General features: G+C 36.4%; 6 protein-coding genes. All 6 read right to left on the reverse strand.

All coding sequences use genetic code 11. The features are described 5' to 3' along the window. Positions 1-6: 6 nt before the first annotated feature. The 6 genes from AC07N0_RS17435 to AC07N0_RS17460 all read right to left on the reverse strand — a co-directional run bounded on the left by AC07N0_RS17435 (position 7) and on the right by AC07N0_RS17460 (position 13,147). Positions 7-1,416: a glycoside hydrolase family 140 protein gene (locus tag AC07N0_RS17435; protein WP_494590201.1), complete on the reverse strand. Its 1,410-nt coding sequence runs from the start codon at positions 1,414-1,416 to the stop codon at positions 7-9. After that, on the reverse strand, positions 1,413-4,586 hold the full coding sequence (locus AC07N0_RS17440) for a DUF6298 domain-containing protein (protein ID WP_494590202.1): 3,174 nt from the start codon (positions 4,584-4,586) through the stop codon (positions 1,413-1,415). The genes AC07N0_RS17435 and AC07N0_RS17440 overlap by 4 nt, the downstream gene beginning before the upstream one ends. A 447-nt stretch (positions 4,587-5,033) precedes the next feature. After that, entirely contained in the window at positions 5,034-6,674 is a 1,641-nt protein-coding gene (locus AC07N0_RS17445; protein WP_492803811.1) for a polysaccharide lyase, read from the reverse strand. A 315-nt stretch (positions 6,675-6,989) separates the two neighbouring features. After that, positions 6,990-8,819, reverse strand: a complete 1,830-nt coding sequence (locus AC07N0_RS17450; RefSeq protein ID WP_494590203.1) for a RagB/SusD family nutrient uptake outer membrane protein — start codon at positions 8,817-8,819, stop codon at positions 6,990-6,992. Between the two features lie 75 nt (positions 8,820-8,894). Further along, a complete protein-coding gene (locus tag AC07N0_RS17455) occupies positions 8,895-12,179 on the reverse strand; it encodes a SusC/RagA family TonB-linked outer membrane protein (protein ID WP_494590204.1) in 3,285 nt (1,094 codons plus the stop codon). A gap of 275 nt (positions 12,180-12,454) precedes the next feature. Continuing rightward, the gene (locus tag AC07N0_RS17460) at positions 12,455-13,147 is read right to left on the reverse strand and encodes a DUF3826 domain-containing protein (RefSeq protein ID WP_494590205.1); all 693 of its coding nucleotides are present in this window, start codon (positions 13,145-13,147) and stop codon (positions 12,455-12,457) included. Between the last annotated feature and the right edge of the window lie 61 nt (positions 13,148-13,208).

A 13,208-nucleotide genomic window follows, 5' to 3' on the forward strand; every position in this document is an offset into this window, starting at 1 on the left:
AAAGGCTTATTTTGAATCTAATACCAATACCCAGTCATTTCCGTCTTTTGGTTCCGCAGGAGGATTAAAAGCTTGTTCTCCTTTATTTTCAAGTACTCCTATTTCAATACTTTTCCCATCTCTTGGGCTATACCAAGATGCCTTCACTTGGTCGCCTGCTATTTTACCCATGCTTACTTTGAAATTTCTGCCTGTATACGTATAGACTAAGACCGTATTCTTTGATTTTGTGGCCAATAGATAATTATACCTTACTCCTTGATCAAGTATCAAACTTTGGTCTGGAACAAAATCAAAAAAATCTTTAGAAAGCATCAGGTTTTTTAAATGAATCATCTGGCTTGAACCTAATGCTTTCATCCCAACCGACCATTTTTCTCTTGGTCCAAAAGAAGTAGATGCTGAAAATCCTTTATGCATTTGCATCACTTCATTTTGTCCATAAGTGTATCCAAAAGCCCCCGCCAAAACTGACCAATATGCATATCTGCGAACATCGTCTGCTGTCCATCTTGTAGCCAACGAGTCATGTAATCCATGTGGAATTCCCTCATAAGACGGTTCACCATCAATTGTTGGTTTAGTAGGTTTTAAGCGATAATCATCATTGATAAATTTCCAATTATCTTCCCCAAAATGACGTGTTTCATTCGCAGAAGTATCTTGTTCATAAGATTTATGCCCCGACTGCACCATATTGAAGTCTAGCCATTTTTCATTATGAAACCAGTCTGATGAAGACGTTCTACCTCTTGGATGAAAAGTAATTAAATGTTTATCATCAATCTCATTAATGGTTTTTCCAATCGTTTTCCAAACAGCCAAAGAGTCACTTCCTTTAATATCACCACCATTCAGCCAAATAATATTTGATTGATTCTTATAACGATTTGCCAAAAATGCAGCATATTTTTCGCCCTGCTTTTGTGAAACATGACCTGCTTTTACATTACCACCCCAAACAGGTACTAATGCGATATAGATACCTTTTTCCTCAGCTTTTTTGATTACAAAGTCGATATGGTCCCAAAAATCATATTGTTCAGCATTCGCAAAATCATTGCCCTCTGTCACTTTAGTATTTGTTACATCTTTTTTTACCAAGGCAGAATCACCGTATACATTCACAGCTTCAACAGTATGTAACACCATTACTTGAATCACATTAAAGCCTTTTTGCTTTCTGTCTTCAAGATACGTTTCGGTTTCTTCACGGGTCAATTTATTGAATAATAACCAGCCTGTATCTCCCAACCAAAAAAATGGTTTTTCATCTTTAGTAGCAATAAATCTTCCGTTGGCAGATACTTTTAAGTCTGGCAATTGTCCCACCTCTTTCACTGGCTTGCATGACGCCATAGCCATTAGACAACAAAAAACGATGATTAAACCTTTATGCATAGCATTGTATTTCATGATATTTTTCTGAGCCAAATCACCTCTGTTTCTGATGATTTATTTTTTAGTTGAATAATCTTTCCTCCTTTTAATTTTTCTTCCTCTTTGTTAATTTGTCCCGTTTTCGGATTAATATAGTTTACTTTGAAGGTCGATTTTTGTTGGGTCAGGTCAAGCTTTATCACATTTTGAGGGTCATTATAAATGATAAAGCCTTTCTCTGGATTTCCTAATGCCCATTGACTCGCTGTTTTATCCGTTAATTCAAAAGGCTTCATTGAGCTAGCATCTTGTAAAAATTGTGGATTCTCAACTACAGGGATATTTGCCAAAGAACCTCCTGCCATCAACACTGCCCAACCCATCGCATCAAAACTATCTGCTGAATAGATGACAGCTTTCTCTGGAAATTTTTGTCGGTATTCATCTACAGCACGGTATACTTGTTCAAATGAGCTCTTTTTAGGATTTAGTAGTCGAGCATGTTGACGAGGTGCTAAATTTTGTCCTCCCAAGGGTGCATAAGCATTGCCATTTGCTTGAAAATGCCAATAACGAATATCTATTAAATTAACAACAGAGGCTCTCTCAGCATCAGCGAGAATCGCATCTTGCACATCTTTTGTCGTACTTAACCCAACAATTACCTTTTTACCCGTCTCTTTTTCCCATTCCTTAATAACATCAATCCAGAACTGAACAAAATGCAGTGGTCCCGTATATTCAGCACCGATTAATTGAATGACACCAGTATTATCTTTGAAATTATCGAGACACTTACGTATATACGCTCTATGGATTTCTCGACGAATAGGATTTGAAACATCATAAAACTGTTCTGCCATAAAAATTCGCTTATCTCCTGCATAAGGCACTGGTTCAGGAAAACCAGTATTATTAATATTATTAGCAGGACGCCAAGGGAAATCGGCATAATGCGCTCCTGCCTCAATGATATTGTGTTGGAAATAATTCTGATGAATCAGCAACAATCCTTTCTGATCAGCTAAATCAGCATATTGTTTTAATCTGTTCCAATACCATTTATTATATTTTGTCAAATCATATTTGCTCAACCCATCATAAGCTGTTTCTTTCCCACTTCTGGCAAAAGGTAATTCATAAAATGGAGGCCAAACATCGCCATCAATTCTACGGATTCGCTCATGGTCATCACGACGACGCTCATACCAAAGTCCATAGTTATGGTCAATAGCTTTTATATTATTGGTTTTCATCCAATTTGTTAATTCTTCCAGATTATCCGTCAAACCTTTTCCTGTTTGTCCTGGTACAAAACGAGTAATATGGGCTTTAGCATTTTCTAATCCATAAGGTCTAGCACTTCCCGACCACCAAGGCACTTCTTGTTTTCTTCCAATAATCAACTCTTTCCCACGCACTAGCCAACCATTTGTAATTTGTAAAGCTTCTGCTTTTGTAATTAGCGTAGATTTTTTAAGCCCAAGTTGTTCAATCGTTGGCACAGTTGCTTGAGTAGGAATATCTTCTCTGTCTTTTGCTTGTGCAATAAATTCTTGTAATGTTTGGGCAGGCTTTTTCGCCTGTTCGGTCAAAGACATGGCTACTTCAACTTTCGGACTACTAGATGCCTCAGATGGTATTGGTAGCAAAATAGCTCTATTGCCTAATTTGCTACCAATACGGTCTTTTAGTTGTGCATAATATAAACTTCGGGGGTTAATATGTTCGTTAGACATATCCCAATAGCCATTTCCAGTAAATTGTGACCATGTACCAAAAGCCCAGTTTTGTGCAGTAGGAGCTTGAAAACAATCGACTCTTGAAGCAGAACACTGCCATAAAACAGAATTGGCGGCTGTCCAGCCTGCTCCTTGTCCATCTTGCCCACGATTAGTATAGCTTAATGCTTGTCCATCGATATTTACTACATCAAACAAAACACCCGAAGCCCAACTATCAATTGTTCCGCTAAAACTAAAAGGCAAATGCGCTTCGCATTGTACGAAAGCATTTGGTCCTGCGGCACAAAAACCAAGGGCATAATCATGATACCCAAATTCTGAATATAATCTTTGAAAGAGCGTCTGTTGACCTGTAGTAAAAAAAGTGAAACGACGCTGCCCACCGATTTCTGAAATCGGCGCTAGTGACTGACAATCTTCAACAGTAATGCGTTTACCCGTTTCTAAAATATTTACAGCCGAACCTGCAAAATGTTTGAATACAATTTGTCTAGCCCAAGCATCAGTAACATTTTCAAATGAAATTGCCCCCCAGCGATGGTCTTCATCTTTTGGATTATTTAAATCATAAGTAGATGCTAACCTCATATTTTCTACGCCAACCTGTGCAATTCTGCCATTCCAACTATATTTTGAAAGATAAGCACCGCCATAATTAGCATCCAAGGCTGTAGTGATGGGTGCGTCTAATGTAATTTCATTATCATTAATGGCAACGATTGTTCTATCCCAGAAAACATCTCTTTGACCAGCTTTCCATCCTAAGGCAGTTACTCCACCACCAAAATGGTCTGCTCCTAATTTTTCAATCCAATCTTTCGTCGATGGTCTATGAACAATTACTTTATCACCAATCTTGAAATGACCATTTGCATCAACTTTTACTTTCGCTGAATTAACAGGAACGTAAGTATCAATAATTTTTACTGCGCCCTCTAATACTTTATCATTTTTTCCAGCAACAGTAATCAACGTCTCACGGATGTCACCTTTCCCTAGTATGGTTGTTTCGCTCTCTCCCATTCCACTTCCACGCAATACAATTCCAGAGTTATTGATTCTTAAATTACCTGCTACTTCATAAATGCCTTTTTCTAATAAAACTACCCCTCTAAAACCATCTTTATTTGGCGTTAAAGTAGCCACGTAATCAATAGCAGATTGTATCCTAACCGTCGCATCACCAGTTTTTACAGGAACAATAACTTTTATAGCTACATTGGGAATGGCTTCTTCTCCTGCCATATAACCACAATATGAAAAATCTGGAATACGATTTCCCTGTTCGTCTGGCGTGTAACCTAACTTCGCATTTGCTTCAAGATAAGCAGGTGGAAGAGGTTTAACAACTTTAGCTTTCTGAGCAGAAAGCTGGATACTGTTCAGTAAAACAGCAAGGCATACAAATGTTATTTTCTTTATTAAACTCACCATATTCATTTGGTAATTTCTACCAATCAATCCTTTTAAAATTCAATTACAATTAAGCATTTAAAGTCAAGAATAATCATTTCATCCTTAAAGAATATCATTTATTTTATTTATTCTTTTGCTATTTCTATACCTCAACACAAAATTAGAAAGAATCAATCTCATGTATTTATATCATTTTCTCAAGCTATTATACAATATTATCAAATCCTTTCTAGTATAAGAACCCTATAAATCAGGTCAAAAATAAGGGGAGTTACTTTCTAAGTTCATCTTATATTCCCTATAATTTCTTTAAATATTTCAATATATACTGATAATCAGTGTTTTATTACGGATTTATCAATATATAGTAAGAAGCGAAAAAACATCATCTGTATACTGTATTTTTGGGTAATTTCTTATAGGATTATTTAAAAAAAGTAAAAGGGAGACTGATTCAACAATCTCCCTTTTACTTTTAAAAGCTTTTCAATATTATGGTTTTACCGTTTTTAACGTAACCACGCTATTTAAATATTCTTCAATGTTTGTGTAACCATCTTTGTTTCTATCTTTGGCTGCATCAGAAGCATCTTTAGGGTTTAATCCATTTTTTAGCTCCCAAGCATCTGGCATACCATCATTATCTGAATCCTTGTATGCTACTCCTTTATACTCAGGGTATCCACCCACTTGACTAATTTCAGTAATAATACCTTGCTTGTATGAGTCAATTGGTAAACGACGGTGCTTAAATTGAGTTTCTGGTAATTTAACACCTTCTGTATACTTAATTTTTCCTGTACGAACTTGTTCAATTACACGAGTATCTACGGCATCTCTGATAGGTAATATTGCTCCTGCATTGGCTAATACATAATCACGTGCTTGTGTTGCAGGTAAGATTGTTAGCTTAGGCATTGGTAATGGACTATTCCATTTTATATCTGGTGTATATTTGTCTGCATTCGCAAAATTCTCTACTTGAACTCCGCCGTCCCAGTTATCCTTGGTTACGCGTTCATTGCCTTCCATAATGTTACCATGCACATAAGCACGCCCGAACGTTAAATAGCCTAATTTACTTCTACCAGACTCAGGCTTTAAGATACGATATCCAATCGGCGAATCCTTTGGTGTAAGCGGTCCTGGCTTATAATAGTTATTGATAATATTATACATGGCACGGTAGTCTCCTCCATCTGTCGAACGGTGTACCCAGTTGAACATTACATTGTTTACAAAATTGAAAATACCAAACCATCCGATTGAAGGATTACGACCAGCATTATCTGCCCAAAGGTTTCTCATAAACGTACAGTTTTCACCACCTAACGTACTTCCAAAAGCGTGATTCCAAGTATCTAATGCTTCAGAGAAAATAGAGTTTTGAATCGTAATGTTAACAGTAGGTAATTTATCTTCAATTTTACCAGTACTATCATTGTACATGTGACGATACATCGACATATTTTCATCCAAGCCCCAACTTGCTGAAACGTGATCAATCATGATGTTACCAATTGGATTTCCTCCGATTGAATCATCACGACGGCCAACATTGGTTTCTCCTCTTCTAAAACGCATAAAACGAATTACTACGTCGTGTGTATTAATCCAAACAGACTCACCCGCCACACACACACCGTCGCCCGGAGCTGTTTGACCTGCGATTGTGATGTAAGGAGCACGAATGATAAGCGGTGTTTTTAAACGAATAATACCCGAAACATTAAAAACAACTGTTCTTGCACCACCTTGCTCACACGCTTCACGCAAAGAACCTGGACCATTATCTTCAAGACTTGTTACGACATATACTTTTCCGCCACGACCACCAAAAGAGTAAGCGCCACCACCTTCAGCACCCGGAAACGCAGGAATACTTGCTTGCGGTAAATCAATAGGACGAGCAGCCCAAGGAATATAGGGTTTACCTTCACGCGATTCTTTCTGAATAATAGGCAAAGCCTTTTGCCAAGCAATATCAGATTGTTTTCTACTTGCATTAAGTAACGAGTCGCTTTGTTTTTGGATATCGGCTGGAATTTGAGGATACTGCGCCAAAACCGATTGCTGTAATGTTAGCATAACCAATACTACTCGGAGTATTGTTGAGAAAGAAATCTTTTTCATCTGTGATTGTTAATAAATTTAGTATTGATTATCAGCTACAAACCTCTTCATATGACTATCAAAACCAAGCATGTTGAGTTTATGAAAACTTTCGCTAAACCAATAATTATAATTAGCTAAAAAAGTATATTATTTCCAAAATTAGTACTAATTAATGATAATTATCTATAAAAAATTTTCAATTTAATGTATGATATTATCTCTATTTTATCCTGTTTTTTTATGAAATAATCAAGACAGAGCAGGACAAATATAACAAAAAATAAAGGCTTCGAATGAAGCCTTTATTTTAATATCAACAAGATTTAACCATAATTATTGTAGAGGGTCAAACGATCCTCCCCAAGTATTATTTTGAATAATCAATGGATTATTATTGATAGCTGCTTGTGGAATAGCAAAATAATAGTATTCTGGTTTCCAAGCAATCGCATTTCTAGTCATTAATGCATTTGGCGTTATTGTAACGGTAAAATAGTTGGTATAAATATCATCTAATTTTAAACCATCACGAATGGCAGCAAAATCAGCTGGTACACCTGTCGTTTTCAATGCTATCACCACTTTTGTTCCTTTAGTACCGTTCAATGTTTTTTCGATAAGTTTCCAACGTCTCAAATCCCAAAAACGTTTTCCTTCAAATGCAAATTCAATTTGTCTTTCATCTAAAATAGCTGTAAACATTTCTGCACGAGTCATATTTGCTTTCAAACCATACAAACCATCAGTACCTGCTTCAATGCCCGCTCTGGCACGAATAGCTTTCAATTGCGTATAAGCTTCATCTATTTTTCCCACGCCATTCGCAGCTTCTGCTAAGTTTAATAATACTTCTGCAAAACGAATTTCCATCCAATCTGTCCCTGAATAAATAGTGTTTGAAGCATCAAGCGTTGAACCTGCTACATCTGATGTTTGAAGGGCTTTTTTGCAATAGAAACCTGTATTACTACCGTTTGTTCCACCATTTTCGATACTCTTACCAGCTACTTGGTATGTCCATAATCTATTATTAGTTACGTTAGTCATTGGCCAAGTTGAGCCGTTATAAGCGATTGTTTTCTCAAAACGTGGGTCACGGTCTTTATAGAATAGCTGGTCTGAATAAGTATATTTTGTAGAAGTACCTGCTTTCTTACCATCTTTCATTGGGTAAGCTTTCACTAAATCCCATGAAGGAATGTTTGACCCCCCTCCTGAACCAGTAGAATATTTTGGTCTTGTACTTGCTTCCCATCCGCTATTTCTTTTTTGTTGATCTCCGTTCGACGTATTATAACCAGTTAAAAAAACTGCCTCTGTATTACCCACCTCTGTGAACCACATTTTAGCATAGTCTGCAAAAAGTTTTGAGCCACTCGCAGTTAATACATCATAAGCTTGTTTATTAACATCATAAGCTGTTTGCCATTTAGATACCACGTCGTTTGGATTAAACTGAGGGCTAGCAGCATACAATAATACTCTACCTTTCAAGGCTACTGCTGCTCCTTTAGTAACTCTACCCCAGTTAGCACTTGGTGAAGGCCAAACTGTTGGTAAATATTTCGTTGCTGAATCTAAATCTGCCGCTATTCTATTATAGCACTGTGTTGTTGTATTTCTAGGAATAAATGATGCATCACGTGCTTCTTGTCCTACGGCATCTTGAGGGGTTAATACCAAAGGCACACCACCATACAATTTAACTAGTTCAAAATAACGCCAAGCACGGAAAAAATATGCTTGAGCCAACAATCTGTTTTTGGCACCATTATCCATCAATTTATCATTTCCTAAATCGAAAAGAAAAGAATTGATTGTTCTGATTTTTCCATAGTTGTTGGTTGCATTCAATGCCGTTCCAAAATCCGAAACGTCTGCTTGTGTAAGCGTTCCTTCTAAATATTTATTTTCAGAACTTCCTTGGTTATAAGACTCTTCTGAATAAACGCTGCCACCAAGACTACTGACTGCTGTTACTCCACCCCAGTCAGGTAAATTTTGGTTATAGACATAGTTCAATGCAATGTTGGCTAACACAGAGTCTCCTGCAATTAAATCTGGAGAGGCCGCGCCTAAATCGGTTTTATCTAACACACTTTCGCAACTCGCTAGAGCAAGCATTGAACAAAGTGCTGTATATAAAATATATTTCTTTTTCATTTTTCTGTAATAATTAAGTTTTCAATATCATTGATAAAAAATATATCAATTGTATAAGAAAAAAGGGGTAATTAATTATAGATTCAAATTTAAACCTACTGAGAATGAACGTAATACAGGGTATACATCATAAGAACCTGAATACTGCTTATAAGTATAAGGATTGTATAGGTTCAATGGGTTTGTTGATGTTAAGTATACTCTTGCTCCGTTAACATTCAATTTTCTAAGCAAGTTAGCTGGCAACTCATATGATACATTCAATGTTCTAATTGACATTTGGAATGAGCTAACAAACCAGAAATCTGAATCTAAGCTATTTTGACCTCTATAGTTTGGTGCAGGATATTTAGCATTAGGATTCTCTGGCGTCCAGTGGTCTGTTAAAATTGATGGCAAATTAGTAATTGCTGTTACTTGTGCTGAAGTTCCCCAGCCTCTTGCACCAGATTCAAGAACATCTTGTCCACCAAACGAGCCACCCATTGCTAACGAGAATGTAAGACGTTTATAACTTGTTGTGAAGTTCATTCCAAAACCATAGTGGTTATCCTTTTTATTGGTTAAGTATTGTCTATCACTATCATCAATTTTTCCATCTGGTTCAGCATAAGAGTACGTACCGTCAGGATTAGCTGTTGCACTTTTTGCTCCACGAACATCTTCATAATAAATCATACCAACGGCTGGTTTTGTGCCATAAATAGTATAATTAGGATATTTAGCTAAAAGTGCATCTAAATCTGCCTGAGTTCTTAACATCCCTGCACTACGAAGACCAAGGAAGCCCATATCTGTGGATTTTCCTGTTGGGTCAAGGTATGTACCAGTAAGTCCTTTGTCATAATCCACTTTAATTTGCTTGTTATCACTCCATGAGAAGAATCCTCTTACTTTATATGACCAATCTTTATTGATTTTACTAGCCCATCCTAATGAAATCTCTGTACCGAAACCATCAATTGTAGCGAAGTTTTCAGAAGGAAGAACCGCACCAACCGTCAAAGGAACAGACGATGCTAGCGTAACTAGCATATTGTAACGGTGATCATAAAATGCATCTAATCCTAACGAAAGTCTATTGTTCAAGAAATTAGCATCAATACCAGCATTCAATTTAGTGTCACTATCCCACTGTACATCTGGGTTAGGAATAGCATTTTTCAAACGGAAGATACCAGCACGGTCAAGGTTTCCACCAAATACAGGACCATTACCTGTCTGGATTAGGTTATAACTTTTCAACCAGTTATAAGCTTTTGTGTTATCCATACCAGTAAGACCACCTGACAAACGTAATTTCAAGAAATCAACAAAGCGTACATTGTTTTTAAAGAATGGTTCTTCTGAAATAACCCAACCTACTGAAAGAGAAGGGAAAGTACCCCAACGATTCCCTGGTGCAAAGTTGGTAGATGCATCTCTACGAATTGCAAATTCAGCTAAATACTTACCAGCATAGGTGTAATTAACACGACCTGCAAATGATAATCTTCCTGATTCAGATTCAGATTCAGAAATAGTTCCTACACCCGCACCTGAAGCTGTTCCTCCTAAAGCATATCCAGCATTATCTTGTGCACCATCTACTAAGTTGTCTAAGTATGAAGTGATACCATCTGAATAAGTCTCTGCTTGTTCAAATAATGCTATTGCGGAAATGGTGTGTTTACCAAATGTACGGTCGTAGTTTAAATAACCATTCAACTGATATACATCAGAATAGTTTGGTGCAAAATAAATACGGTTACTGTTGCTAATTGAGGTAGTACTTTTTACACCCCCACCATAAATATGTTTGTTTGTTCCCAACATATTAAAGTTGTAAAGAGTATATTTTGTACCAAATTCTTTTCCGAAGTTATTATCAAATGTTCTATTGTAAGTAGCTTTTGCTTTTAATCCTTTGATGAATGGAATGTCATATTCGATATAAGCATTGATGTTTAATCCATTATTTTTTGCTAACAAATAGTTGTTTGATTTCTGAGCTTCAAAGAAGTGAAAGTTTTCACTCGTTGAACCCCCACCCGTAGTATTCAATGGTAGGCCGTCTACATACGCAGGTCTGAAAGGTGCTGCATAAATTAAAGATTTAAAATCTTTTTCATTATCAGACCCCCCTTGTTTCAATAAATATCTTTTCTTTTCAGATAAATCACCTGATAAGCCCAAGCCAACTCTTACATTGGAAGATACTTTAACGTCTGTACTTGCTCTGAAAGTCCATCTGTTAAAATCAATTTTATCAAAATTACCATTTTGGTTGTTATATGTAATCCCCGCAAAATAGGTTGCTTTTTCTGTACCCCCACTCACATTCATTACATGACGGCTCACTGTTGAAGCTTTCCATGCATCGCTTAACCAATCTTGGCTGTGCGTTTTGAAATAATCTAATTCATCTTGTGTATAAATTACAGAGTTATTATCTGTAGCTTTTTTCCCAGCCAGTAAGTTATAGTCATTTGTGTAGGTTGCAAGCTCATAACCATTCATCATGGTAGGTAAGTTAGCATCCGATGTTCCATAAGAAGTGCTATATGAAAATCTTGGTGTACCAGTCTTTCCTCTTTTAGTCGTCACTACAACAACACCGTAAGCACCACGTGCTCCATAAATGGCTGCGGCAGCATCTTTCAAAATAGAAATGTTTTCTACTTCGGATACATCTAATACGTTAAAATCGTCTTCCGTACGAATTACGTTGTCAATAACGTATAATGGACGTAACGAACCTCCGTCTTTAGATAATAATATTGGGTTTCGAATAGTAATAGAAGCATTATCTCCTGGACGACTCGTTCCTCCAGACACCCCTACTCCTGGCTGTTGACTTACTAAAGCAGCTGATAAACTTCCTACAGGTAAATCTTCAATCGCCTTCATATCAATTACTGCTACAGCTCCTGTTAAGTTTATTTTCTTTTGCTGTGCATAACCTACTACAACCACTTCATTCAATGATGAAACATCCTCTTCCATCGTTAAATTTATTTCTGAACGGCCCTTCACTTCTATTTCTTGAGGTTTAAGACCCACCGAAGTAAATACTAAAGTTTCATCCCCTTTAGGTAAATCTAAACGGTAAGCACCTGTAGCATCAGTTACTGCACCTGTTTTACTTCCTTTCACTCTTACACTTACTCCCGGAATCGCTACTCCAGAAATATCTTTCACAACTCCCTTAACAGGAGTAGTTGCTTTAGAAATTACTGAAATTGATTGTGTCGAAGAAACGACCTCTCTATGTTTTGTTGCAAAGGATGTTCCTGAGAACAAAAGTAAAGCCAAAATCGGTGAGTAAGTCATCAATGACCTCTTTACCAAATTAGGCTGTGGTTGTAAAAATAATTCCATAATTACGTTGGGATCTTAATTTTTTTAAAATGATAAGAATCACTTGATTGCTACTAAAGCGAGTGACAAACTAAATTTTATGTGGTTTTTTCACAAAATATTTATATTCAAAAAAAGGCAAAATTATAGCGCTCATGAATAAAAATATTACGCATCAAAATTAGGCTAACAAAAGCCTAATTTTGTATATAATTTTTTCAAGATATTATGAGATATTATCATGCACTATTTTTTCTATGATAATATTAAACATATTTTGCCTTTACTTAGTACTATTAATTTTGCTTTGATGCCTTAGCAGCCGCTATTCTCTGTTCCCATTCTAAGCCTGCTTTTTTCATATCTATCCCTGCAGCTGATAAATAATTGTTGATTCTACCTTTATATTTCCCAAACCAAGCATGTTTTTTTTCTGACGATTCCGCATCCATAGCATGCTCCCGAGCCTCAGTAAGATATGCTAATATCTGCGTCTTTTGTTCATTAGTCAGATTTGGAAGCATCTCTTGATAACCTTTGTAAGTAATAGGCAAAACTTTATACGTCATGCCATCTTTTACCATCTCTACTTGATTAGCTGAAAGTTCTTTAGATAGTTTTTTCAGGTATTCTCCATGTAATTTATCCATTGCAACATTAGCGTCAGCTTCGGCTTGCTTTATATCGGCCTCACTTTTAACTTTATCATCTTTCGCTATTTCCTTGGCTAATTTTAGTTTTAAATTCCTAGCTTCATGTATTTGACTTAAATCACTGTATTGCTGACTGATAATATCTCTTACTCTGATACTCGCTTCTGCATTCGTTACGCCAAGGGTAGCTACAATTTTAGCAGCACGGTCAGTAATCATTTTCACGTAATTAGCATCTTTTTGCTCTTTTGTTTGTACCTCCTGAGCCCAAAGCATTGTTGATGTTGAAGTAATCAACATCATTAAAATCATCATTTTTCTTCCTATTCTTTTCATATTAATATTTGATAAAGCTGTTGTTTTCTGTACTAATTTATCATCTCTATTTCTTCAAGAT

The organism is Arcicella sp. GW821-FHT09D11, assembly GCF_059416265.1.